The organism is Sorangium sp. So ce836 (genome assembly GCF_028553905.1).
GTDB lineage: Bacteria > Myxococcota_A > Polyangia > Polyangiales > Polyangiaceae > Sorangium > Sorangium cellulosum_D.
The window spans coordinates 7,513,283-7,537,564 of the sequence record NZ_CP102233.1; the positions used below are offsets into that span (position 1 = coordinate 7,513,283).

The following is a 24,282-nucleotide window of genomic DNA, read 5'->3' on the forward strand; positions in this document are numbered from 1 at the left end:
GCTACCTCCCCTTCAGCTCCTCGACCGCCAGCGACACGCTCTTCGCGCCCGACTTGCGCGCCGTCTCCATCACCCGGCGGACGTCGCCGAACGAGAGGCGCTGGTCCCCCTTGACGAGCACCTTGCGCCCCGGCTGCGCGGCGAACTCCCGCGCGAGCCGCGCGGCGAGCCCGGCCTCGTCGTACTGGTCGTTCTCGACCCACACCGTCTTCTCCAGCGTCACGGAGAGGATCAGCGGGTCTACCTCCTTCTTCTCCTCGTCCACCTTCGCGGCCTGCGGCAGCTTCACGTCCTTGCCGCGCTGGAGCATCGGCGTGACGACCATGAAGATGATGAGCAGCACGAGGACGACGTCGACGAGCGGCGTGACGTTGATCTCGCTCTTGGGGCCCTTCTGCGGGCCGACAGCCATCCCCATTGGAACGCTCGCTTCCCGGCTCTGGGCGCGTCAGCGCGCGCCTCGCCGCGGGCGCGCGGCGCCGCGCGCCGCACCCCGCGACCAGGCAGGCGCCGTGTCGCGCGGGCTCTGTGTCAAGCGGCCTCGTCGGCGGCCGGCGCGATGCGGCCGTCGAGCCGCTTCGCCACGATGTCGAGGAACTCGTTCGACGACTCCGAGATGTCGATCGCCCGGGCGTCGACCCAGCCCTGGAGGTAGTTGTAGCCCATGACGGCCGGGATCGCGACGAGCAGGCCGAAGGCGGTCGTGATGAGCGCCTCCGCGATGCCCGCCGAGACGGTGCCGAGGCCGCCGGAGCCGGAGGCCGCCATCTGCTGGAACGCGGTCACGATGCCCATGACCGTCCCGAGCAGGCCGACGAACGGCGCCGTGGAGCCGACCGTGGCGAGCAGGCCGTAGCCGCGCTTCAGGCTGAGCACCTCCCGCTGCGCCTGCCGCTCGAGCGCCCGCGACACCGACTCGAACACGCCGTCGCGCTCGTGCCCCTGCGCCGGCAGCCGCGAGGGCGCGCTCGACGCGTAGGCGGCGAGCCCGGCGCCGATGACGCGGCCGAGGTACCCGATCTCGCCCGCGGGCTTGGCGGCGGCCCGGGCGCCCTCGAGCTCGCCCCGGGCGAGCATCGGCCCCACGCGCTCGGCGAACGCGCGCGAGGCGGCGCGCGACTTGAACGACACGACGAGGCGCTCCCCGAAGACGATCAGGGACGACACGGACATGAGGGCCAGCGCGAAGACGATCAGCTTCGCGAAGAGCCCCATGTGGCCCCACAGCTCAATCAACGTGAATTGCATCGTCTCGCTCGCGCCTCCTGGCGCTCCCTGGTGTCGTGATGGTTTCAGCTATGCTGGATCAGCGCCTCTGGACGCCGCAGCGAACTCGACAGTACCGCAGAGCGAACCTACCCCGTGACCTTCTCTACTACGTGCCCCGTCCGTTCAACAACACCCGGCCGCCGGCGGTCAAGGGAGCTTGAGCCGGACGTTGAACACGTAGTCGACCGAGACCGGGCGCCCCTGGTACATCACGGGGGTGTAGCGACGGCCCGAGAGCGCATCGAGGATCGCCCGATCCATGTGGGGGAGTGATTTGACCATCCGGCAATTGGTCAGCGTGCCGTCGGTCTTGATGACGCACTTGACAATCGCGAGCCCCTCCACCCGCGCGGCGAGCGCCTCGCGCGTGTACTGCGGATCTCGCCCCGAGATCATCGTCGGCCGGTTCATCCCCGCGCCGAACGGCAGCACCACGTTTTGCGGCGGCGCCGTGCTGCCGAGCTGGCCGCCGAGCTGGCCGCCCAGCTGACCGCCGATCTGCCCGCCGACCTGGCCGCCGACGGTCCCCCCTTGGACGCCGCCCTCGACGCCGCCCTCGACGCCGCCCGGCTGCTCCGGGGCCTCTGGCTTGGGCGGCTCCGGCTCAGGCGCCTTGGCCTTGGGCTTCTGCGGCATGTCGTAGATGGTGTCAGGCGTCTTGACAGGCTTCGGCTGCTCGATGCGCTGCTCCACCTTCGGCGGGCGCTTCGCGCCGCCGCCCGGCGGCGGGGGAGGAGGAGGAGGCGGCGGGGGCGGCGGCGCCGGGGCGAAGAACGTGACCTCGACGTCCTTCTGCTTCTCGACCCGAGGGCGCGTGGCCTGCCAGAGGAGGGCCCCCGCGATCGCCGCATGGGCGACGATCGAGAGCATTGCGCCCGTCCCGAGACGCCCCTGGGTGGCGGTGGTGCGACCGAGTACCGAGTCGAACATGGGGGGTCGTAACTCCTAGAACTCGAGCTGATCTGCGTGAATGGGCCGCGACGTGTGGCGGCGTGCGGCGCCTACCCGGAGTGCACAAGCGAGCAAGTCCTACAAAAAAGTCTATTGTCTCGCGCGATTCCTGTCTAGGGTAAGGAGGGACTCGAGGGGCCTACACTTCTGGAGGGAATTCCGTGAAGTTTCTCGAAAAGAGGCTGAAACACGGAGCGCGCTCACCACGTGCGCCGTGGGGGATGTGGGCGGCGCTGTTGCTGCTCGCCATGACTTTGTTGACCGCGGCCCCGGCGCTCGCGCAGACGGGCAACAGCGTTCTGATCGGACGGGTAATTGACGCCTCGAGCAAAGCGCCCGCCGCCGATGTGGTCGTGACGGCGACGTCGCCCGAGCTGCAAGGGGAGCAGCTCGTGGTCACGGACGGCACCGGCCAGTACCGTATCCCGAACCTGCCGCCGGGCGACTACACACTCCGCCTGGAGAAGGAATCGTTCAAGCCGTACGTGCGCAGCGGAATCGTGGTCCGCACCGGGACGACGATCCGCGTCAACGTGGAGCTGCTCCCGGAGGCGCTGAAGGCGGAGGAGATCGTCGTGGTCGGCCGCGCGCCGACGGTCGACGTCGGCTCGAGCACGGTGGGCCAGAGCATCACGGGGGACTTCACGCGGCGCATCGCCGTGGCGCCCCCGACGGGCAAGGGCGCGGCGTCGCGCTCGTTCGAGTCGGTCGCGGCGATCACGCCCGGCGCGCAGGCGGACGAGTACGGCACGTCGATCGCCGGCACGTCGTCGCCCGAGAACCAGTACGTGATCGACGGCCTCTCGGTGAACGACCCCGCGTACGGGATCATCGGCACGCCGCTCACCATGGAGTTCATCAAGGAGGTGAACGTGGTGGCCGGCGGGTACATGCCCGAGTTCGGCCGCGCGACCGGCGGCGTCCTCGACGTCGTGACCAAGAGCGGCGGCAACGCGTTCCAGGGCTCGGTCTTCTTCAACCTCACGCCCGGCGCGTTCGAGGGGAAGAGCAAGGAGGTCCGCCGCCAGGGCGACACCATCCAGACGGACACGCGCCTGTCGTCCATCCGCGACTACGGCTTCGAGGTCGGCGGCCCCATCCAGAAGGACAAGCTCTGGTTCTTCGCGGGCGCCGCGATCGCGTTCAAGAGCTACGAGATGGAGCGCAACCTGTTCGCCACGCGCTACGACCCGAACACCTTCGAGCCGGTGAAGGATCCCGACACGCAGTTCAACATCGTCGACCGGCTGCCGGGCACGCAGCGGTTCTACCGCGCCGAGGAGCAGACGCTGCAGTACCTCGGCAAGCTGACCTACCAGATCAGCCCGGATCACAGCATCGCGCTCTCGGTCTACGGGTCGCCGTCGACCTCCGGCGGCGACGGCAACTTCGGGTTCGACCCGGCGCGGGGCGTCGTCGAGGCGGCCAACATCACCGGCCGGTACAGCGCGATCGCGCACGAGTACGTGGCGTCGTCCACCGACGTCGCGCTGAAGTGGGCGTCGGCGTTCAACAACAAGACCCTGCTGTTCGATGCGACGCTCGGCTGGCACAACCAGCGCAGCGCGCGGCTGGCCCCGGACGGCTCGGAGATCGGGACGGACGAAGGCCTGTCGGGCAGGCCCTTCGTGCTCTGGGCGAGGTACGACCCCCACCGGCGCTCGATCTACGAGTTCGAGAAGCTCTCGCCCGAGGCCCGGGCGATGTGCGAGCCGCTGCGCAACGCGGACGGCGAGGTCGTCGCGGTGCCGTGCGCGGTGCGCACGTACTGGGACGGCGGCCCCGACTTCCTCGACGACGCGTCGCTCAACCGCTTCCAGCTCAAGGCGATGGTGACGAGCATCTTCGAGGGGCTCGGTCACCACGTGGTCAAGGCCGGCATCGACGGCGAGATCACGACGTACGAGCACATCAAGGCGTACGCGGGCGGCACCAGCTACCAGGAAGAGGGAGACGGGACCGCCTTCCACGACGAGCGACAGCTCGGCTTCCTGACCGGTCCCGAGGGGTACGTGATCCAGGACAAGGTCACGGTGAACACGCTCGGGGCGACGATCGGCGCGTTCGTGCAGGACAGCTGGAGCATCCTCGACCAGGTGACGCTGAACATCGGTCTGCGCTACGACGCGCAGTACCTGTTCGCCGGCGACGGCAAGCTCGGGCTGGCGCTCGCGAACCAGTGGTCGCCGCGCGTGGGCGTCGTCTACGACATCACGCAGCAGGGCCGCTCGAAGGTGTTCGCGAACTTCGCGCGGTATTACGAGAGCGTCCCCCTCGACATGATGGATCGCGCCTTCGGCGACGAGCGGAACATCCGCTCCTATCACGTCGCCGGCCCGGGGGGCTGCAACCCTGCCGATCCCGTGGACGCGAAGGGCTACGGCGAGGGGCAGTGCCGGAACGACGCGAACCGGCCCACGATCCTCGGGAACTACGACCCGAACCGCGAGTGGTTCACGCTCGGCGGCGGCAAGTCCCCGGTGGATCCCGACCTGTCGCCGCAGTCGTCCGACGAGCTCGTGATCGGCGGCGAGTACGAGATCATCGAGAACGCGCGCCTCGGCGCGACGTACACGAAGCGCTGGATGAACAACGTCATCGAGGACATGAGCCGCGATGAGGCGAACACCTACTTCATCGGCAACCCCGGCAAGGGGATCGCGAAGGACTTCCCCGAGGCGACGCGCGACTACGACGCGCTGACCCTCTATTTCCAGAAGGCCTTCGCCGACCTGTGGCTCGCCCAGGCGAGCTACACGCTGTCCTACCTGCGCGGCAATTACCCGGGCCTCTTCAGGCCCGAGACCGATCAGCTCGATCCGAACATCAACACCGAGTTCGATCTGGCCTCGCTCCTCGTCAACCGCGACGGGGCCCTGCCCGGCGACAACGCGCACGAGATCAAGATCTACGGCGCGAAGACGTTCGTGCTCCCGAACAACATGCTCATCGATCTCGGCCTCACCTACCGGTCGCGCTCCGGCGCCCCGAAGGACTACTGGGGCTCGCACTACCTGTACAGCTACGACGAGACGTTCATCCTGCCCCGCGGCGCCGGCGGCCGGCTGCCCTGGCAGCACAACATCGACGGCCACCTCGGCTATTCGGTCAAGCTCGCGAAGGACAGCGAGCTCACCGTCAGCATGGATGTCTTCAACATCTTCAACTTCCAGGAGGTCGTCGCGGTGGACCAGCGCTACACCACGGCCGACGTGAACCCCTGCGTCAATGGAACTCTCGAGCAGCTCGAGGCGACCCCGACGTGCGTCACCACCACGGACGGCCAGCCGCTCAAGGAATCGGCCAAGAACCCGAACTTCGGCAAGCCGACGCAGTACCAGACGCCCCGGCAGTTCCGGTTCGGCGCGCGGGTCACGTTCTAGGCGCGGCGCGCGCGTGAAAGGAAGCAAGCGATGAAGAGGCGAAGGCTTGTTTGGATGGCGGGGCTCGCGGCGCTCTCACCGCTCGCGGCGCTCTCACCGGGCTGCTCGCAGCCCAAGCCCGAATGCACGGTCGGCACCGCGCTCGTATCCCCGTTCGCGGCGAAGTTCACGCTGATCGAGGGGGATGAGGAGAGCCCCTGCGGCCGGAAGGCTGGAACGGTCGAGCGCGTCGGGATGGAGGCGTACAACCCCGACGAGAACGGTGACCAGATCCCCGACAGCGACAGGAAGCTCGTCGCGATCCAGACCGAGGAGTTTGGCGGCTGGGCCCGCGGCGGCGCCACGGTCGACCCGAACCCGGACCTGAACCCGTTCGCGGTCGGGTTCTTCACGTCGATCGAGCCGGATGACAACGAGATCTGTACGGTGTCGTCGCTCGCTCCTGCCGAGGTGGTGGTGCTGCCCTCTGGCGAGGGCGGCGAGGGCGGCGCTGGCGACGGCGGTGCCGGCGGCGAGGGCGGTGCCGGCGGCGCTGGTGACGGCGGCGCTGGCGGTGCTGGTGACGGCGGCGCTGGCGGCGCTGGCGGCGCTGGTGACGGCGGCGCTGGCGGCGCTGGTGACGGCGGCGCTGGCGGCGAGGGCGGCGCTGGTGACGGCGGCGCTGGCGGCGGCGGCGAGCCGACGCTCGAGCCGGGGCCGCGCAAGCTCGAGTGGAGCAACGTGCGCCTGTACGTGACGGCTGCCAACCTCGGGAATCAGTTCGAGGCTGAAGTCACGTACTCGGAAGAGAGCTGCTCGGCGAGGTACAAGGTCGTCGGGGTGTGGCCGATCGTCGACTGCCAGGTCTACGGCGAGAACCCCGATCCCGAAGGCGAGCCGCTCCCCACGGGCAAGGGGGACGAATCCATCTGCCAGGATCCGCTCTCTGGCATCTCCCCGGACCTCAAGGTGAAGTGCGACCCCGTCGCCTTCGTGTGCGTGCTCGACTCGGAGTCGATCCCCGCCTTCAAGAAGTAGGCATCCCCGCGGGCGCGACGCCCATCGTCGCGCCCGCGCTCTCCTCCGGCTCCCCTTCCCTCACCACCTCACGGCGCCGGCTTGACGGCGAGCCTCTCCAGCGCCGCGCACCCGGCGCCGCTCGCGACCTCGAGCTTGGCCGTGAGCGCGCACAGGCGCGACGCCCTCCCGAGCGCGGCCGGATCGCCCGACACGATGGCCCGCTTGGACTCGTGCACGGTGCGGGACGACAGCATCGTCCGCGCGCGCGGGGGCAGCTCCGCGCTGCGCGCCGCGAGCACCTCGCCGAGCTTCGGCCCGGGATCGGCGGACGGCACCCACGTCCAGACCGACGCGAGCAAGGCCTCCGCGAACGCCGCGCGCAGCTCGTCGCCGCCGCGCGCGCCCTCGCACGGCAGCGCCGGGCCGGTCGGCCCGACGTCCGTGGCGAGGAGCCTGCGCTGCGCGATCCGCCGGAGCAGATCGTTGCTCACGCCGGCGATCTTGCCGTCCTCCTCCGAGAACGCCCCCGCCTTGAACCGCACGGCGAGCGCGGCGCACTTCTCGTCGCGCTCCGCGCGGCGCCGCTGCTCCTCGCGCGCCCTCTCCTCGGCGCGCTCCCGCTCCTCGCGCTCGCGCGCCTCGCGGGCCTCCACCTCGGCGCACTGCTCGATCCGCTCGGCGACGCGCCGCTGCTGGTCGCTCGCCGCGCGGCCGAGATCGTCCTGCGAGATCTCACGGGCGGCGCACACGTCCGGGCGCGCGAGGAGCGCGTCGACGCGCTTGCGGGCGGTCTGGACCCGCACGATCACCGAGAGCGCCGCCACGATCACGAGCGCCGAGACCGCGATCGAGGCGAGCTTGCGGATCTGCCGGCGGCGGTACGCCTTGGCGAGCGCGCCGCCGCCGCTCTCGTCGAGCAGCTTGCGGCAGCGGCCGATCATCGCCTGCCATTGCGACACGTCCTCCGCGAGCGCCTGCAGCGGCTCCGCGAACGGGCGATCGCGCCGGACCTTGTTCGCCAGCCGCTCCAGGCACAAGCTCACGTCCGGCGCCTGCCCGTGGTTGGTCACCTCGGCGACCCCCTCGAGCAGCCCGCCGATGCGCCCCGCGTAGACGTCCCACGCGACCACGGCCTCGGTCTGGCTGTCGCCGAGCCGCTCCATCGTCGCGCGCACGTCGTCCATGGGGAGGAGGCGCTCGACGTCCTCCTTGCGGACGCCGGCGAGCTTCGCCGCCTGCTCGATCCCGCGCTGGAAGCCGCCGAGGAGCCCCTCCGGGGCGAGCTCCCGGAGCCCGTCCGGCACCCGGCTGGCCTGGATGCACGCGCCGGCCTGGTGCAAAGGCCCCATCGCGCAGGTCAGGAAGGCGCCCCCGAGCTTCACTCCCATCGCACCGTCGCTCTCTCTACCGCGGACGGCGCGGCGCGGAAAGGCTCGCCGCCATGTCCCAGGCGCATCACCGGCCGCCGCTCGAGGCCTCGAGATCCCAGAGGGCGTAGAGCACGTCGACGTCGTACTCGGTGTGTCGCCAGCCCGGGTGCAGCCGGTAGCTGCGCGGGAGCAGGCCCGCGCGCAGGATGGCGTCTGTCTGCTCGGCGAAGGTGTAAAGATACATGCTCACGCCGGACAGCTCGACGTCGGAGAGCGGGCGCGCGGCGCGCTCGTGCATCCTGACGTGCGGCCTGCGCTCGACGATGCTCACCAGCATCCGGCCGCCGGAGCGCAGCGCGCCGGCGAGGTTCTTGAGGACGAGCGCGAGATCGTCGCAGAACTCAAGCGTCCCGAGGGCGAGCGCGACGTCGAACCGCCCCCACGAGCGGGGGATCGGGGCGTGGTAGTCGTGCCGGTGGTAGGCGCCGTGGGGGCGCTTCTTGCGGGCGATCTCGAGCATCCGCTCGGCGATGTCGAAGCCCACGACGTCGACGGACGGCGGGAGATCGCGCGTGAGGTGGCCCGGACCGCAGCCCGCGTCGAGCACGCGGCCCCCCTCGGGGACGGCCTCGCGCAGGAACGCGCGCACGGGCTTCTCGTAGTGCTGGATGTCCTTCCAGGTGGAGACGTAGTCGGGCGCGAAGTCCTCGTAGTAGTCGACGAGGCGCTCGATGCGGGTCGCTCGCTTCATGACGCGCTCTTCAGGTGATGTCGTCGACCGCCTGGACGGTCTCCTGGATGTCGTGCTGGTGCGTGTAGCCGAGGAGCTCGCGCGCCCGCCGGTCGTCGACCATGCACACGTAGCGGATGTGATCGAGCTCGGGGGCCGGGAACGAGGTCGCCCGGAACCGCCAGAGCCGCGGGATGATCGTCTGCATCACGAAGTGAGGGATCGCGGCGCGCGCGCGCCCGGTCATGTCGATGACGCGCGAGAGCGGCAGCGGCGCCGGCCCCGCGAGGTTGAAGATCCCGCGCACGCCCGGGCGGAGCGCCGCGACGATCGCGGAGACCACGTCGTCCTGGTGGATGACCTGCACCATCGGGTCGAAGCCGAGGAGCGTCGGGATGACGTTGAGCCGGAGGTAGTTCGACGGCGCGTTGCGCACGGAGCCGAGGATGTGGACCGGCCGGAGGATGACGGTCTCGGTCTGCGGGTGCTTCCAGAAGAACGACTGCGCCAGCATGTCGACCTCGATGAGGTCGCGGATCTCGCTGAACGACGCGCCGCCGAGCAGCGGCGCGTCCTCGGTGATGAACTGCGGGTTGTCCGGGCGCGGCCCGTAGGCGTTCGCGCTCGACAGGACGATGAGCTTGGGCACGTCGTACTGCGCGACGAACTCGAGCAGCCGCTGGAAGCCGGCGAGGTTCCAGCTGTGGTGCTCCATCTGGCTGGCCCGCGGGTCGTGCATGACCCCGAGGTGGACCACGGCGGCGAGCTGCTCCTGCCGGAAGATGTCCTGGGTCTTCTTGCGGCGGATATCGATCTGGTGATGCTCGATGTCCTTGGGGCGGCCGTCGAAGCTGCGCCGGTCGACGCCGATCACGCGCCGCTCGCGGTGCAGACGCCGCGCCAGCCGCCGTCCGAGACGGCCGCAGATGCCGGTGATGAGGATGGGCCGGAGGGACGGATCGGTGTCGGCGCCGGGGCGGCGGGCTCGACCGAGCATGCGTTCGCTCATCGGAGCTGACGGTCGCTTCGAGGAGGCCGATGGTCAAGCCCTTCCTGCGGTGCAGTCCCACGCGAGGTTTGCTATCGTGCCGCGCCCATGGCCAGCAGAACGACGCTCGCCAGGCTGAGTCACTTCGTCTCCCACAGCGCGCTGCCGCTCGCGCGCCTGGGGGTCGACAGCCTGCGCGGCACGATCGACGACGCGACCATCCGGCTGCTCGGTCAGGACTTCGAGGACCGGCTGCGCCGGGTCGCGCTGCCGCACGCCGCGGACGGCGTGGACCCGTTCGGGCTCGACCGCGAGTGGGCGAAGTACGCGGTCGGGGTCGCGGCGTTCTTTCACCGCTTCTATTTCCGGACCGAGGTGTTCGGCATCGAGCGCGTCCCGACCGGCCGGGTCCTCTTGATCGCCAACCACTCCGGCCAGCTCCCGTTCGACGGCATGCTCATCGCGGCCTCGCTGTTCCTCGACGCGGAGCCGCCGCGGGTGATGCGGAGCATGGTCGAGAAGTGGACGCAGACCCTGCCGTTCGTGGCGACGTTCTTCTCGCGCGTGGGCCAGGTGGTCGGCGTGCCCGAGAACGCGCGGCGGCTGCTCGACATGGGCGCGGCGATCCTTGTGTTCCCGGAGGGGACGCGCGGGATCTCGAAGGGGTTCTCGAGCCGGTATCAGCTGCTCGATTTCGGGCTCGGGTTCATGCGGCTCGCGCTCGAGACCGACACGCCGATCGTGCCCATCGCCGTCATCGGGGGCGAGGAGCAGTACATCTCGCTCGGCAACCTGGAGTCGGTGTCGAAGGCGCTCGGGATGCCGACATTCCCCGTCATCCCTCAGCTGCTGATCCCCGGCGGCCAGCTGCCGCTGCCGACGCGATACCGGATCTACTTCGGCGAGCCCATGACGTTCCACGGCGACCCCGACGACGACGACGCGGTGATCCAGGAGAAGGTCGCCCTCGTGAAGGGCCGGATCCAGTCGATGCTGAACCGCGGGCTGAAGGAGCGGAAGAGCGTCTTCTGGTGACCGCGCGGCCCGAGGCGCGCGCCCGCGCGGCCCGAGGCGCGCGGGCGCGCGGGCGCGCGCCCGCGCGGCCCGAGGCGCGCGGGCGCGCGCCGGCGCGGCGGGCGCTCAGGCGCCCGCCAGCGTGACCACGGCCTCGGGGCCGAGCGAGAGGACGCGCGCGCGGCCGCCGAGGATGGCGGGCTCGTTGCGCAGGCCGTGGCCGATCGGCAGCCCGGCGACGACGGGGACGCCCAGCGGAAGCAGCCTGTCGCGGAGGACCTCGTCCACGGTGACGCCGTCCGGGCCCGGGTGGCACTGCTCGAAGTCGCCGAGGACCACCGCCGCGGCCGGCGCGAGGTGGCCGCCGACCTCCAGCGTCGCGAGCATGCGATCGATACGGTAGGGCCGCTCGGTGACGTCCTCGAGCAGGAGGACGCACCCGTCCGGCACGCGCAGGCGGCCGGCCGCGGCGCAGGCGTGGAGCAGGGCGAGGTTGCCGCCGAAGAGCGGCCCCTCGGCGGCGCCGGCGCGCAGCGTGGTCAGGCCATCGAAGCGGCGCTCGCCCAGCGGATCTTCGAGGGCGCGGAGCAGCGCGGCGCGGGCGCGGGCGTCGCCGCGGCCGAGCGCGGCGACGTGGGCGCCGTGGAGCGACGCGACGCCGGCGCGCGCGGCCTCGACGTGCAGGGCGGTGACGTCGGAGAAGCCGACGATCCAGCGAGGGCGCTCGGCGAGGACGCTCCAGTCGAGCCGGTGGACGAAGCGGTTCGCGCCGTAGCCGCCGCGGGCCGCGAAGATGGCGCGCACGTCGGGGTGCGACAGCGCGCGGGCGAGCTCGTCCATCCTCCGCGCGTCGCTGCCGGCGAGGTAACCGGTCCGCGCGAACAGCCCGCGGCTGGAGGGCGCCGAGAGCGACGGCTCCCCGCCCCTGCGGCTGTCGCCGGCGAGCGGAGGGCCCCCGCCGGTGTCGAAGAGCACGCGGTAGCGCTGGGCCAGCCAGCCGAGGCCGACCCGCGCGAGGACGTGCTCGAACGGGCTGGAGGGGGCGATCACGGCGACGGTATCGCCCGGTCGGAGCGCCGGGGGGAGGATCAGAGAGGGCACGTCGCCCCTGTGCCTCTGTGGCTCAATCGCTCTCCGTTGCGCGGCTACGGAGCGCCGGCGTCGTCGTCGAGGAACTCCACGTCTTCCGCGTCCTCGTCGATATCGATGTCGTGGGAGGCAGGCAGGGGCGGCGGCGGCGGGTTGACCGACGGCCGGAGCGCGGCCCCGGCCGCCGCTGCCGGCAGCGGCGGGGGAAGGGGCGGAGCCACGGAGGGCGCCGCGAACGACGGCGGCGGCGCGACAGGGTGCGTGGGGGCTGCGGATGCCGGCGCAGGGGCCGCGGACGCGGGAGCAGCGGACCTGGGGCCTGCGGATGCGGGCGCCTGCGCAGGATCTGCGGACGCGGGCGCCTCCGCCCCGTAGGCCTCTCCGCCGTCGCCGATGCCGCCGTAGGGCGGCGGCGCCGCGTAGTCGCTGCCGTAGGCCGGCGCCGCGTAGTCGCTGCCGTAGGCCGGCGCCGCGTAGTCGCCGCCCTGGGCCGGCGCCGCGTAGTCGCCGCCCTGGGCCGGCGCCGCGTAGTCGCCGCCCTGGGCCGGCGCCGCGTAGTCGCCGCCCTGGGCCGGCGCCGCGTAGTCGCCGCCCTGGGCCGGCGCCGCGTAGTCGTAGGCCGGCGCCGCGTAGTCGCCGCCGTATACCGCCGGCGCCGCGTAGTCGCCGCCGTGGGCCGGCGCCGCCGCATAGCCGTCGAGATCCGACCCCGGCGCAGCGAACGCGGACGCGTCGGGGGCCGCGGGCGTCGCAACGTGCTCGGCGCCCTCCGGAGGAAGCTCCTGCCCCTCGGGCGGCGCCGCGTAGGCGTCGACAGCGCCGCGGCTCGCCTCGCCCTCGGCCGCCGCGAGCGACGCGGCGCCGTACGCCTCGGCCTGCGGCTCCGGCGCGCCCTCCAGCGCCTCCGGGCCGGCCACCGCGGGGCCGTCCGCCGGCGGCGCCTCGGCGCCGGCGTGCATCTCGCCGCCCGCGTAGCCGTTGCTGACCGCCACGGCAGCGACGATCTCCGCGCCGGGGACGTCGAGCGCCGGCACCCGGGGCGCGAGCGGCGGCTCGGTCAGGGGCAGGCCCGGCGGCCGGGTCGGCAGCACGGGCGGCGGCGGGGTGCGCTTGAGCTTGCCGGCCTTCGCCCGCTCCAGGCCCGCCGTCGCCTCCGGATCGCCCGCCTTCATGCGGAGGACGCGGCGCCACGCGTCCGCCGCCTCCCGCCCGTCGCCGAGCTCGTCCTCCCAGAGGCGCGCCACCTTCCTCGCGAGCTCCGCCCGCTGCGCCGGATCGCGGCCGCGGAGGATCTGGTCCTCGTACAGCTGGATCATGCCGCGATGATCGCCGAGCTCCTGCAGCAGGCCGGACAGCTCGTTCATCACGTCCTGGTCCGAGGGCGACAGGTCGTGGAGCTTCTTCAGATCCGCCGCGGCGCCCGGCCGGTCGCCGAGCACGTCGCGGCGCAGCCTGGCTCGCCGCTGGAGGAGCTTGCGCACGAGCGGGCCGTCGAACACCTCGTCCAGCGCGCGGTTCAGCGTCGCGCCGACGCGGGGCAGGTCGCCCACCGCGCGCCCGAGCGCCTCGAGCGCGTCGAGCGACGCGTCGTCGACCTGCGCGAGCACGGCGTCGCCGAGCCAGCCGAACGCGCGGTCGACGTCGCCGAGGTCCTGGTAGGCGATCGTGGCCGCGCGGCGCAGCAGCGCCGCCCGGGTGCGGCCGCCGTCGCGCGAGCCCTGGCCGCCGACGGCGAGCGCGTCGGCGAGGATCGTGCGCAGCGCGGTCGACTGCGACCGCGCGTCGTCGTCCCGCGCCACCTGCTCGAGCGTGGCGATCGTCTCCTCCTGGACGCCGCCGCCCAGGGCCAGCTCGAAGAAGCTCCTCGCCCGATCGATGGCGCCGCGCTCGCAGGCGATCTGGGCGGCGCGGACGAGCGCCGCGAGGCGATCGGCCGGCGTGCGGCACCGGCTCACCTGGCGCTCGAAGAGATCGATGATGAGGCTCGGGGCCTCGGCCAGGGCCGCGAGCCGCTGGAGCAGCGGCTCGACCTCGGCGGTGGGCACGCTCGCCAGCGCGCCCTCGCCGTGGTGGATGGACTCCAGCGGATCGGCGCCCACGGCGACCCGGACCTCGGCCTGCCGCACGAGCTCGGCCGCGCGGGCGATCCCCGAGAGATCCCTGGCGCGGAGCTCGTGCGCGACGGCGAGGGCCTCGCGATCCTGGAGCCCCACCGCGATCGCCTCAAGCCGCTCCGCGAGGCCGGCGTCGGCGGTGCGCGACCGCGCGAGCTCCACCCCCACGCGCGCGGCGTCGCGGTGGTAGCCCACCTCCACGAACCTGTCGAAGGCGCCGCGCAGGGCGAGATCGCGCCCCGCGCGCGCGATCGACTCGTTCCAGGCGACCAGCTTGGCCGCGACGAGCCCCTTCCACCCGAGCCGATCGCCGAGCGCGACGTACGCCTCCCGGCTCGGCTCGTCGCCCTGATCGGCGAGCCGCTCCAGGAGCGTTATCGCCTCGTCGCTCCTGCCGAGCGTCTGGTCCAGGATCTCGGCGAGGCGGCGGGTCATCTTCGACGCCTCGTCCTCGTCGCCCTCCACCTCGATCAGCGCCGCGAGGAGGCGCGCGACCTTCGGCCAGTCGTTCAGGCGCTCGGCGAGCCGCTGGAGCCGCGCGATCGCGTCGAGGTCGTCCGGCTCGGCGGCGTGGACGATCTCGAGCACCCTGGCGGCGCCGTGCGGATCGTCGAGCGGGCCCTCGTAGAGCGCGGCGAGCCGCTGCGCGATGTCGAGCCGATCGGGGCCGTCGACGAACGCGAGCTCGCGCTCGAGCGCGCCGGCGACGCCCCGCAGGTTGCCGCGCCGCTCCTCCAGCTCGGCGATCCCCCGGAGCGCGATCCGGTTCTGCGGATCGAGGTCGGTGACGACCATCTCGTAGCGCGCGAGCGCCCCCTCGAGATCGCCGGACCCCTCCGCGAGCATGCGCGCCTCGCGCAGGGCGAGCGAGATCTTGCCGGGCTCGCTGTCCGTGAGCGCGCCGAGCCGGTGGAGGAGCTCGGCGCCGAGCTGGACATCGCCGCGCTCGCCGGCGTCGTCGGCGAGCCGCGCGAGCGCCTCGGCGTCCTCGCCGTCGGAGAGCAGGAGCGCGAGCGTCGCGCGCTCCCCGTCGCGATCGCCGAGCTCGCGCTGCGCCGCCGCGGCGGCACGCCGCGCCGCGACGCGCGCCGCCCGGTCGCCGAGCAGCTCGGCGCGGCCAAGGAGGAACCGCACGAGCTCGGGCAGGCGGTTCGTGCGCCGGTAGAGGTCCTCGATCGCGGGGGCGCAGGCGTCGCTCACGGGGTCGATCTCGATCGCGCGCTCGACCCGGTCGAGCGCGCCCTCGACATCGCCCGCGCTGAGGAGCAGCTCCGCGGCCTGGACGAACAGCGCCGGGCGCGCCTTGCGGTCGGCGAGCAGGGCGCGCTCGCAGATCGCCCTCGCCGCCTCGACGAGCCGGCCCGCCGCGATGTAAGCCTTCTCCGCGAGCTCCCACAGCTTCGGCTGCCGCAGGAGCTCGGCCGCCTGGCTGTAGGCGTCGCCCGCGGCGCCCGGCTCGTCGAGCCGGCTCCGGAGCTCGCCGAGCTTCTGGAGGAGCGGCCCGCGGGTGAGCTTGTCCTGGAACCGGGAGGCCGCGTCGGCGAGGACGCGCGCGGCGAGGTCGAACCGCTCGCCCCGCTCGAAGAGCTTGACCGCGGACTGGACCGCCGTGCCGTCCTCGGGCGACAGGCTCGCGACGCGCACCCACGCCTCCGCGGCCGCGATGGGATCGCGGCGCTTCTGCTCGTGGAGCGAGACGAGCTTCTTCTCGATCTCGATCTTCTGCGCGACGTCCGGGATCGCCGCGGCCTCCTGCTCGAGCAGCGCGGCGAGGTCGTCCCAGCGGGAGCTCCGCTCGAGCAGCCGCCGCAGCTCGGCCTGGGCCTGCGCGTCGCCGGGATCGAGCTCGGAGAGCAGCCGGAAGGCCTGGACCGCCGTGTCGACGTCGCGCAGCTGCGCCTCGCACAGCCCCGCGACCTCGCGCAGCTGCGCCTGCCGGCGCTCGACGGGGGCCGTGGGGACGCGCGCCGCCGCGAGCAGGACGTCGCGCAGCTCGGCGAACATGCGCTTCTGGCGGAGGTGCTCCTCGAGCTGCGCCAGCGCGTCCACGTTGGCGGGCTCGGCCTTGAGCACCTCGCGCAGCCTGGCGAGCGGCAGCGGCTTCCGGGGCTGGGTCGCCTCGTCGCCCGCGAGCGGCGGCGGCTCCGGCGCGGCCGAGGCGTCGGGCGAGAGAGGAGCCGGCGCGGAGCCGGGCGCGGCCTGCGCCGGGCCGGACCTCGGCGCGGCGGCGCTCCGCAGCGACGCCGGCACGTCCGGGGCCGCGGCTGCCGGCGCGAACGCGGCCACGGCCGGCGCGAACGCGGCCACGGCCGGCTGGACCAGCTCCGCCGCGGCCGCGGCCGAGAGCGGCGAAGGCACGCTGGAGGGGGGCACAGGCGGCGCCGAGGGCGCCCGCCCGGGAGCCGCGGCCGAGGTGGGCGGCGCCGAGGGCGCCCGCGCCGGGGCGGGGATCGGCGCGGGCATCGACGGCAGCCGCGGCGGGGGCGGCAGCACGGACGCCCGCTTGCGCGCCTCGGCCGCCATGAACCCGTTCGGGTTCACCTGGAGGTAGGCGAGGTAGCGCGGGCGGAGCTCGGCGGTGCGGCCCAGCTGCTTTCCGTAATGATCGGCGAGCTGCATCGCGCGGTCGTGCCCCGGCAGCGCGCGGAGCGCGTACACCGAGTACGAGTAGCCGTACTCCCCGTCGTACGTCTCCGCGAGCGCGACGAAGAGCTCCGCCGCCTCGTCCCTCTCCGGCTGCGGCACCGGCTCTCCAGCCTCGATGCGCTCCACGATGGCGACGCCGAGCGCCTGGATCAGCCCCACGTCGTGCGGCACGAACGCGCGCGCGCTCCGCAGCGCCACCGTGGAGCCGGCGAGGTCGCCCGCGCGGCGCCGGACGTCGGCCTCGTCGCGCAGCAGGGCGAGCCGCCGCTCCGGGTCGTCGATGAGCGCCTGCTCCATCGCGAAGTACGGGATCGCCTCGGCGTACTGCTGCTGGGCCTTCAAGAGCTCGCGCGCGGCGTAGATCGCGTAGACGTTGTGCGGATCGAGCTCCGCGAGGCGGCGCCAGTTCTCCAGGGCGCGCTCCGGCCGGGACAGCGGGGGCTCGCCCCACAGCCGGCCGAGCTCCTCGTGGAGCGTCGAGAGCTGCGCGCGCACCTCGGGCCGCTCGAAGAGCAGCGGCGTGAGCGCCTTCACGAGCCGCTCCAGGAGCGCGACGAGCGCCTTCTGATCGCCCTTGTCGCGGTAGAGCTGCGCCAGCCGCTCGGCCGCCGTCCGCTGCGTCGGGTCCTTGTCGATGGCGATCATGAGCGTCCGCGCGGCGTGGTGCGCGTCGCCGATCGTGGTCGACCACACGTTCGCCGCCTCGCTCAGCCAGTGCGCTGCGTACGACGGATCCGCGGTGGAGCTGCCGACGCGCTCGAGCAGCATGGCGTACGAGCGCGGGTCCTGCTCCCCGGCTCGGTGCGCATACGCCAGGGCCTCCCCGTCATGCGGATTCGTGACGAGGCGCTGGATGAGCGTTTCCATCTCCCGGGGATCCATCGGTGCGCGGCGAAGTTACACGTTAGCCTCCGGCTCGTACAGCGACTCTCGGCCCCATTCGCGAAAGGTCGCCGCTGCTTCTCGCGCCCGCGGGCCCACGTCGACGAGCGGTTTCCGGCGTCCGCGTCCGCGCGCGCGGCGTGCGCGGACGCGGACGCCGCGCGCGTGCCGTCATCAGTCGAATTTCACATAGGGCTTGCGCGACTGCGACGGCCTGCGCTTCGGCGCCGGCCCCGAGGGAGCGCTCGCGGGCTCGTGAGCCGCGCTGGCGGCGGTCGTGGGGAGCGGCGCGGGGGCCGGCGGCGGCGCCGCCGCTGCGGCCGGCGCGGCGGGCAGCGCGGCGGGAGGCGGGGCCGGGCGCGCGATCGCGCCCGCGAGCGCCCTGGCTTCCAGCGCCACCCCCTTCTCTAGCCTGCGCACGCCGCCGTCGGCGGGTCGGCGGAGCTCGCGCACGGCGAGCACCGTCACGATCAGGGACAGGGCGACCGTCCCGGCGGCAACGCGCGAGGTGCGCCTCCGCGGCGCGGGGCGCGACGTGCTCGGCGGCTGCGATGCGTCCACGCCGTCGCCCACGACCGCGAGCAGCTCGCTGGTCGCGCCGACCTCGGCCGGCTGCGCCGGGGCGGGGCGCTCGCGGCGCAGGCTCGGCCTCGCCTCGTCCATCGCGCGATCGAGCTCCGCGATGAACTCCTGCGCGCTCCGCGGCCGCTCCTCGGGCCGCTTGGCCAGCGCGCGCTGCAGGAGCTCGGAGAGCGACGGCGGTATCCCGGCGTCCGGCGCCGCCTCGATCGCCGGCGCCGGCGCCGACTTGATGTGCCTCGCCATCACGACGACCGCGTCGTCGTCGATGAACGGCGGCCGCCCGACGAGCATCTGATAGAGCAGCACGCCGAGCGAGTAGAGGTCGCTCCGCGCGTCGAGGGGCTTGCCTTGCGCCTGTTCCGGAGACATGTAGCGCGGCGTTCCGAACACCGTGCCCGCCTGGGTCTCGAGGGCGTCGACCGGCCGCTCGGCGCCGGTCATCACCTTCGCGATGCCGAAGTCGAGCACCTTACAGATCTCCTCGTGCTCGCCCGCGGGGGGCCTCGCCAGGAACAGGTTGTCCGGCTTGAGGTCCCGGTGGATGATCCCCTTGTCGTGCGCCTCGGCCAGCGACAGGAGCGCGTGCCGGGCGAAGCGGGCGGCGTCGCCGACGCGCAGGCGCCGGAGCCGCTTGAGCCGCTGTCCGAGCGATTCGCCCTCCAGCAGCTCCATCGCGAGGTAGAGCGAGCCGTTGCTCCACGTCGGCCCGTCCCCGGGCGAGCTCTGCTCCGCGGAGCGGCCGCGGCCGAAGGCGGCGTCCGTCGCGTCGTCGACGATCTCGCCGAAATCGAAGACGGTGACCGTGTGCGGCGACCGGAGCAGGCTCATCGCGCGCGCCTCGCGCGTGAAGCGGGCCTTGGCCTGCGCGTCGAAGGCCCGGTCCGAGCGCAGGATCTTGATGGCCACGTCGCGGCCCATCGCCTCCTGGCGCGCGCGGTACACCGTGCCCATCGAGCCGGCGCCGAGCTTGCCCACGACCACGAACCGATCCGCGATCGTGATCCCCAGGAACGGGTCCCCCTCGGCCTCGGCGAGCGCATCGCGGCCCACGAGGGCCAGGCCGTCGTGGGGGCAGCGCGGCAGCCTGGCGGACGGACCGGTCTGGGAGGCGCGATCGCCGGCGGGGGGCGGGAGCAGGCTGGACGAGCTCCTCGCGTCCAGAGCGACCGGCGCGAGGTGGTGGCACCGCGGGCAAATCAGCGCCGTCCGGCTGGGCTCGCCGGCCGATCCGGGTGCGCTGGAGGAGAGCTGGCCGTCAGCTGTAGGAGCTACCACCGCGATGGGGGTGATCGTCCGTCACTTGGGCCCACATCGCAAGGCCCACGACGGACCCGTAGCAGGAGGGCGACAGCCGAACAGCGAGACATCGCCGCAGGACGCCTCGCTGCAACAGACATCGCTACAGAATCGCTGCGTTTGTTCAGGATGCTTGACGCACATGCCGCTCCGGCACTCCTCGTTCGTGTCGCACGCGACGCCGACGGCGGCGATGCTGTCCTCGGGCAGCAGCGTCGCGCACGCACGGACGGTCGAGCCGTCGCCGGTCGCGACCTCGGCGCAGCCGACGTTGTGCATCGCGTCGTCGGGCGCGGCCGGGCACATGTCCGAGGAGCAGCACGGGATCGTGCAGCGGAGGGGCCCGCCGATGTCGGCGCAGAGGCCGGAGGAGCAGTCCGCGTCCCTTTCGCACGGATCGAGGTAGCCGCCCTGGCCGGGGCCGACGCGCTGGCACGCCCAGGCCGAACCGGCCGCGACGAGGTCCGTCGTGAGCCGGCACGCCGCCCCGTTCGTCGCGCAGTTGGTGTCCGAGCAGCAGGTGTCGACGCAGACGCCTTCGTCGCAAATGCCAGAGCGGCACTCGCCGGGCGAGGCGCAGGCCGCGCCGGAGAGGCGCGCCCCCACCTCGGGCCGGCCTACGTCCCGACCGATGCGACAGACGCCGCTCCCGCCGCCATCGGGGATCCAGCAGATCGCGTCCCGGACGGGATCGCAATCGCTCGAGGTGCAGCACGCGCGCGCGCAGACGCTCGGCCCCTTGTCGCCGAGCCGCGTGGGATCGAGGCAGAAATCGTGCGTTCCGCACCCGTCGTGATCGTCGCAAGGGACGCCGAGCGCGCGCTCGAGCTGCGTGTCGACGCAGGCGCCGTCGCTGCAGACGGCGCCCTCGGGGCACGCCGGGGGTCCGATCGCGCCCTCCTCCGAGCAGCGCACCGTCTCCAGCTTCCCGTCGACGAGGACCTCGCATCCGGTGCCGAGCAACGCGAGCGCCGAGAGCCCGCGGACGAGCCTCCGCCCCGCGGCGCCGAGGACCATCAGAACTGCACCTCCAGCCGGGCGCCCCCGGCGCCCAGCGACACGCTGACGCGCGCCGCCTCCTCCCCTGCGCGGGCGCCGAGCGAGGGCGGAGCGCCGTCGCGGCCCGGGATCGCGGCGCCCCTGAGGGCGGCCGAGAGCGGCCGGGAGGCGCGCGGGCTCGCCGCGGGGGCCCGCGGCGACAGGTACAGGTAAAGCGCCGCCGCGCCGGAGAGTCCGGCGACCAGCAGGGCGACGTCCGCGGCGACGGCGCACTGGTGGGCGGCGCTCGCGTCGGCCTGCAGATCGGCGACCGAGACGCCGCCGCCGGTGCGCTCGCCGGAGCTGGGATCCCGCGCCACGGCGAGGGCGGCGAACACGCCGCCGACCACGAGGGACCCCGCAGCGATGCCTCCGCTGACGTAGAGCCAGGCGCCATACGGCCTCGCGCCGCCCGCCGCCCCGGAGCGGCGCGGCAGGCGCGGCAGGTACGGCAGCGCCGCGGGGGCCTGCGCGGACGGGGCGGGCGCCGGCGGCGGCGGCTTCGCGCTGGAGAGCTCCCGCTTCGCGCCCTGCAGCCGCTTGAGGACCGCCGCGACCTCCTCACGCTCCTTCGGGAGGGTCTCCATCTCGAGATAGCGAAGGTAGTAGTGCTCGGCTTGCTCGATCTCGCCCAGCCGCTCGTGGATGACCGCCAGGTTGTAGATGAGCTCTTTCCCCTCGGGATCGAGCGCCACCGCGGCCTTCAGCTTCGCGATGGCCGCGCGGTACTCGCCGTGCTGGTAGAGGCCCTGCGCCTCGTCGTGCAACGCGGTCGCTTCCTCGATGCGGCTCCGCTTCTCCGCCGACTCCTGCGACGGCGGCGCCGCGGAGCGGGCCGGCGCGCTGCCCTGCGGCGCGCTGGCCTGCGGCAGCGGCGCGGCGCCGGCCGGCGAGGGCGCGCCGAGCGGCGCCGGCGAGGTCATCTGCGCGGCCGCCGCCGGCGGCGCGCCGAGCGAGGTCGCCGCGAGCGCGCAGGCGAGGCGCACGACGATGCGCCCGGCCCCGGGACCGATCGAGAGCGGCGGGCGCGCGGCGCGATTCGTCACGGCCGCCCACCATAGCGTAACTTCCGCGCGGAGCGGCCCCTTGCGTGGCGCGGGCCCGCGCGGCGCGGCGCGCGCCCGCTCGGCCGCCGCCTGCGCCACGCCGGCCGCGCGATCTGCATCCATCGGCGGCGCGCGGCTCCGACCATGGGGCGCGCTCCTCCCCCGGAGGCCGCCGCCGCGATGGTCACCGGACCTGGCAGCTGTACGCGCCGGCGAGGACGAACGCCCGCTCGCACCTGACATCCACGGTGCGCTTCGCCGTCGTGAACTCGAAGGTCTGGCCGAACGGCGTCCGCTCCAGCCGGGTCATCTGCGCCCTGCACCCCTCGCCGGCGCGGCGCGGCTCCGGCGCGCCCGATCCGCCGTCCTCGCCGCACGCGACGAGCGCCGCCATCCGCTCGACCGCGGCGTTGTCGGAGAAGACGTTGTAGGCCGCCGAGGCGCTGAACGCGACGCAGACGGCGAAGAGGGCGAGCTGGACGAAGCGCTTCACGGGCCGAGCTTACCCCGTCCGGGGCGCGGGGGGCTGGCCGCCGCGCGCCGCGCGGTCAGAGCCGCATGCCCGAGCCGGGCAGCGGGTGCCACGGCTGGCGGCGGGTCGTGTACTGGCCTCGCACGAAGGCCCCGAGCACCGGCGCGATGTTGCGCGCGATGTCGTCGTCCCACTCGCCCCCGTTGATCCCGTCCTGCGGGGTGAGATCCGGCGAGAGCAGGAAGAAGCCGGGGTAGAGCCGCCGCGGCATCTTGATCTGATCGAGGTCCTCCTTGAAGACGTCGATATCCACGCGCACGAGCCGCACGCTCCGGAGCGCGGTCTGCATCAGCGGATCGCCGAGCGCGCGGTCGACGCCGCGGCACGGCTCGCACGGATCGCTCGTCGTCATGACGAGGACCTTCTCACCCTGGGCGTGCGCCTCCGCGCGCTGCTTGGCGAGCTCCTCGCTGAGCGTGGAGACGTCGACGCCGATATCGACGATGGAGAGCCCGCCGACGCGCCGGCGGGTCGTGTGCTGAGGGACGCTGCCGCCGGGCTGCGCCGCCGGAGGAGGCACGTCCGGCAGCGGCGCCGCCGGGGACGCGGTGCTCGCCGGCTCCGGCGAGGGGTCCCGCTCGCCGACGGCGGCGGTGGTCTCGCCGCCGCTGTGCGTCCTCCACACCCAAACGCCGAAGCCGATCGCCGAGCTCCAGCAGAGCGTGAGGAGGACGCCGAGCGAGAGCCCGACGCTGGCGAGCCCGAGGCCCCTGCGCGCCTCGGGGGCCCGCTCGATCTCGCGGCGGGCCGCCCAGCCGAAGGCGATCGCGGCGACGGCCCCGAGCGGCCCGAAGAGCGCCGCGACGATCGAGCTCACGGCCAGCGTCGAGAGCGGCGGTCGCCCCGGCGGGAGCGGCCGGGTGAGGTAGGGATCGTGGATGACCGGCAGCGGCGTCGAGGCGCCGCTCGGCAACGGCGCTCGGGGCGCGGCCGCGACGCGCGCCGCCTCGTCGCCGGAGGGTGCGCTGACAGGCAGCTCGCCCCCGCGGGGCAGGACGCCCGCCCCGTTGTCCTGGGGCGCCGTCAGAGGCTCGTTCGCATCGCGGTTCGGCGGTGGCTGACTCGGGCCGAATGCGTGGCTCACGTCTCTTATCTTAGCGCCAGAGTCGGCGCCACGCTCGCCGTACGCACCCTCACGTCGCGCCGCGGCTCAAGGGATGCAGGCGCGCTCGAGCACCCTTAAGACTGCGCGCTTCGTGCTCACACCGGGGCTCATCGCCTCCGTCCATGCGACGCCCACGCGCTCGCCGGCGAGGGCCAGGCTGGGAGGATCCTTGACGGGAATCGCCCCATCCGACACCCGGATCCCCCGGGCAGAAGGCGCTCCGTCGGCGCCCAGCTTCACGAGCAGGAGCTGCCCATCGGCCTTGCCATCGTGGCCGACCCACGCCACGAACGCCCCGTCGCCGCTCGGCGCGATCGCGCGCCACTTGCCCTTGCCGAGCACCCAGGGCGCCCCGCGCGGCCGCGCCTCGGCGTCCAGCGCTCGGGCGAGCAGGGTGGGCCCTTCGTTCCACGCCACGAGCGCCCCGCTGCTGGTGGCCACGAGCCCGAGCCGCCGCTCCCTGTCCGGCATTTCCTGAGTCGCGGCGGCCGAGCGGTCGTCGCCTCGAGGCGTGGCCACGACGTGGGCATTCCCTTCCCTGCCGGCCGCGTCGAACCGCGAGGCCCGGATGCTCCCGTCGTCCTCTTCGTGCCACACGACCAGGTAGCCGCCGGATGGGTCCGCAGCGACCGCCGGCCAGCGCGGCTTCTTGGTGTGGCGCGTGACCCCGACCGCCTTGAGCTGCGGCTGCGCAGGGTCCACCGGCGCGAACTGGAAGACGCCCAGCTGGTTGCGCTCCGCCCCGAAGGGGGCCGCCGCCACCAGGGCGCCGCCCGGAGCCGGCGCGATGGCGACGTTCTCGCTGACCTCCCTCCCGATGGCGCCGACGCGCAGGATCTCCGCCGGCGGGTTCGTCTCCCAGCGCGGACGGGCGTACGCGAGCCCCTCGGCGTCGAACCACGTCACCGCCCAGGCCTCCCCGGAAGAGAAGATCCGGAGCCCTGCCTCGCGGGTGTTCGAGATCGCCCGCGCCCGGGCGATCTGCCGGGCGTCGTTGTCGAAGCCGGCGAACGCGATCTGCGCGTCACCGCCCTTGAGGTCCACGAGCCACACGGCGCCGAACGAGCCGTCGGCCCGGCCGGCCACCCCCATCCCCTCGCGCAGGATGTAGGTCGCGATGTCGCCCGACTTGAGCTTGCACCCGGTGAGGGTCCCGAACGGAACGAACTCCTGCACGCCGGACCCGCGCGGAGGCTCGACCTCGACCGTCGCCGTGGCCACGGCCGGCTCGGTCGAGGCGCTCACGGC

Annotated in this window: 17 protein-coding genes; 3 read left to right on the top strand and 14 right to left on the bottom strand. The window is 73.5% G+C overall.

Annotated features, from left to right (window positions below; genetic code table 11):
• Position 1: 1 nt before the first annotated feature.
• The 3 genes from NQZ70_RS26960 to NQZ70_RS26970 all read right to left on the bottom strand — a co-directional run bounded on the left by NQZ70_RS26960 (position 2) and on the right by NQZ70_RS26970 (position 2,199).
• The gene (locus NQZ70_RS26960; RefSeq protein WP_129576775.1) at positions 2–418 is read right to left on the bottom strand and encodes a biopolymer transporter ExbD; all 417 of its coding nucleotides are present in this window, start codon (positions 416–418) and stop codon (positions 2–4) included.
• A 113-nt stretch (positions 419–531) separates the two neighbouring features.
• A complete protein-coding gene (locus NQZ70_RS26965; protein ID WP_129576776.1) occupies positions 532–1,248 on the bottom strand; it encodes a MotA/TolQ/ExbB proton channel family protein in 717 nt (238 codons plus the stop codon).
• 168 nt (positions 1,249–1,416) lie between these two features.
• Positions 1,417–2,199, bottom strand: coding sequence for an energy transducer TonB (locus tag NQZ70_RS26970; RefSeq protein WP_129576777.1), 783 nt, complete (start codon positions 2,197–2,199; stop codon positions 1,417–1,419).
• Between the two features lie 242 nt (positions 2,200–2,441).
• Here NQZ70_RS26970 and NQZ70_RS26975 point away from each other — a divergent pair, with 242 nt between their 5' ends.
• Together NQZ70_RS26975 and NQZ70_RS26980 are read left to right on the top strand one after the other, a co-directional pair.
• Complete coding sequence (locus NQZ70_RS26975) at positions 2,442–5,603, top strand: TonB-dependent receptor (protein ID WP_129581595.1); 3,162 nt, start codon at positions 2,442–2,444, stop codon at positions 5,601–5,603.
• 30 nt (positions 5,604–5,633) lie between these two features.
• A complete protein-coding gene (locus tag NQZ70_RS26980) occupies positions 5,634–6,620 on the top strand; it encodes a hypothetical protein (RefSeq protein ID WP_207217488.1) in 987 nt (328 codons plus the stop codon).
• A 68-nt stretch (positions 6,621–6,688) separates the two neighbouring features.
• On the opposite strand, the gene NQZ70_RS26985 is transcribed toward NQZ70_RS26980, so the two are convergent.
• The 3 genes from NQZ70_RS26985 to NQZ70_RS26995 all read right to left on the bottom strand — a co-directional run bounded on the left by NQZ70_RS26985 (position 6,689) and on the right by NQZ70_RS26995 (position 9,699).
• Positions 6,689–7,990 carry a hypothetical protein gene (locus NQZ70_RS26985; RefSeq protein WP_129576778.1) on the bottom strand — a complete coding sequence of 434 codons (1,302 nt, stop codon included), beginning with the start codon at positions 7,988–7,990 and terminating at the stop codon, positions 6,689–6,691.
• Positions 7,991–8,057: 67 nt separating this feature from the next.
• The gene (locus tag NQZ70_RS26990) at positions 8,058–8,723 is read right to left on the bottom strand and encodes a bifunctional 2-polyprenyl-6-hydroxyphenol methylase/3-demethylubiquinol 3-O-methyltransferase UbiG (protein ID WP_129576779.1); all 666 of its coding nucleotides are present in this window, start codon (positions 8,721–8,723) and stop codon (positions 8,058–8,060) included.
• A 10-nt stretch (positions 8,724–8,733) separates the two neighbouring features.
• A complete protein-coding gene (locus NQZ70_RS26995) occupies positions 8,734–9,699 on the bottom strand; it encodes an NAD-dependent epimerase/dehydratase family protein (protein WP_129576780.1) in 966 nt (321 codons plus the stop codon).
• Between the two features lie 99 nt (positions 9,700–9,798).
• On the opposite strand from NQZ70_RS26995, the gene NQZ70_RS27000 reads away from it, so the two are divergent.
• Positions 9,799–10,725, top strand: a complete 927-nt coding sequence (locus NQZ70_RS27000; protein WP_129576781.1) for a lysophospholipid acyltransferase family protein — start codon at positions 9,799–9,801, stop codon at positions 10,723–10,725.
• 105 nt (positions 10,726–10,830) lie between these two features.
• On the opposite strand, the gene NQZ70_RS27005 is transcribed toward NQZ70_RS27000, so the two are convergent.
• The 8 genes from NQZ70_RS27005 to NQZ70_RS27040 all read right to left on the bottom strand — a co-directional run bounded on the left by NQZ70_RS27005 (position 10,831) and on the right by NQZ70_RS27040 (position 24,279).
• A complete protein-coding gene (locus NQZ70_RS27005) occupies positions 10,831–11,805 on the bottom strand; it encodes an LD-carboxypeptidase (protein ID WP_129576782.1) in 975 nt (324 codons plus the stop codon).
• Positions 11,806–11,849: 44 nt separating this feature from the next.
• Positions 11,850–17,420 carry a hypothetical protein gene (locus NQZ70_RS27010; protein WP_129576783.1) on the bottom strand — a complete coding sequence of 1,857 codons (5,571 nt, stop codon included), beginning with the start codon at positions 17,418–17,420 and terminating at the stop codon, positions 11,850–11,852.
• A 189-nt stretch (positions 17,421–17,609) separates the two neighbouring features.
• On the bottom strand, positions 17,610–19,292 hold the full coding sequence (locus NQZ70_RS27015) for a serine/threonine-protein kinase (RefSeq protein ID WP_237244093.1): 1,683 nt from the start codon (positions 19,290–19,292) through the stop codon (positions 17,610–17,612).
• A gap of 21 nt (positions 19,293–19,313) precedes the next feature.
• Positions 19,314–20,330 (bottom strand): hypothetical protein, encoded by a 1,017-nt coding sequence (locus NQZ70_RS27020; protein ID WP_129576785.1) that lies wholly within the window; start codon positions 20,328–20,330, stop codon positions 19,314–19,316.
• Complete coding sequence (locus NQZ70_RS27025) at positions 20,330–21,397, bottom strand: tetratricopeptide repeat protein (RefSeq protein WP_129576786.1); 1,068 nt, start codon at positions 21,395–21,397, stop codon at positions 20,330–20,332. The genes NQZ70_RS27020 and NQZ70_RS27025 overlap by 1 nt, the downstream gene beginning before the upstream one ends.
• A 184-nt stretch (positions 21,398–21,581) precedes the next feature.
• Positions 21,582–21,890: a hypothetical protein gene (locus NQZ70_RS27030; RefSeq protein WP_129576787.1), complete on the bottom strand. Its 309-nt coding sequence runs from the start codon at positions 21,888–21,890 to the stop codon at positions 21,582–21,584.
• A 55-nt stretch (positions 21,891–21,945) separates the two neighbouring features.
• Positions 21,946–23,013 carry a DUF4190 domain-containing protein gene (locus NQZ70_RS27035; protein WP_129576788.1) on the bottom strand — a complete coding sequence of 356 codons (1,068 nt, stop codon included), beginning with the start codon at positions 23,011–23,013 and terminating at the stop codon, positions 21,946–21,948.
• Between the two features lie 66 nt (positions 23,014–23,079).
• Positions 23,080–24,279, bottom strand: coding sequence for a hypothetical protein (locus NQZ70_RS27040; RefSeq protein ID WP_129576789.1), 1,200 nt, complete (start codon positions 24,277–24,279; stop codon positions 23,080–23,082).
• Positions 24,280–24,282 lie beyond the last annotated feature (3 nt).